The 601-nt window shown below is 70.7% G+C and carries 2 protein-coding genes; both read left to right on the top strand.

The window, feature by feature from the left end:
• On the top strand, positions 1 to 252 hold a 252-nt coding region (locus tag L687_RS0121615), incomplete at its 5' end, for an aldo/keto reductase (protein ID WP_031207380.1).
• 30 nt (positions 253 to 282) lie between these two features.
• A partial coding sequence (locus L687_RS31900; RefSeq protein WP_021199870.1) for an IMPACT family protein occupies positions 283 to 601 on the top strand: 319 nt, incomplete at its 3' end.

Genomic DNA, 601 nt, shown 5'->3' on the forward strand with positions numbered 1-601 from the left:
CACGTCGCGCAGTTGGCCGCCGCCAAGGACGCCACGGCCGGCCAGATCGCGCTGGCCTGGCTGCTCGCCCAGCAGCCGTGGATCGTGCCGATCCCCGGCACCCGGCGCACCACCCGCATCGCGGAGAACGCCGCGAGCACGGCCGTCGCACTCTCGGCCGACGAGGTCGCCGACCTCACTGCCCTCGCGACACGCATCGGCGTGAGCGGTGACCGCTACAACCCGCAGCAGATGGCGTTCGTCGATCGTTGAGCCTCCCGCGGCATCGGTATCGTGAGGCGGGTGACCGCCGCCCGCAGCTACCCCGCGACCATCGCGTCTGCCGTCGAGCATGAGACCGTCATCCGCAAGTCACGCTTCCTCACGCGGATCGAGCCCGTCACCTCGGTCGAGCAGGCCGAGGCCGTGATCGCCGGCATCCGCAAGAAGGCGTGGGATGCCAACCACAACTGCACGGCGATGGTGACCGGTCTGCTCGGCGATCAGGCGCGGTCGTCGGATGACGGCGAACCGTCCGGCACCGCGGGCATCCCGATGCTCGAGGTGCTGCGTCGGCGCGGACTGACCGACGTGGTCGCGGTCGTGACACGGTACTTCGGCG

Source organism: Microbacterium maritypicum MF109, from assembly GCF_000455825.1.
In the GTDB taxonomy this organism is placed as follows: domain Bacteria; phylum Actinomycetota; class Actinomycetes; order Actinomycetales; family Microbacteriaceae; genus Microbacterium; species Microbacterium maritypicum_A.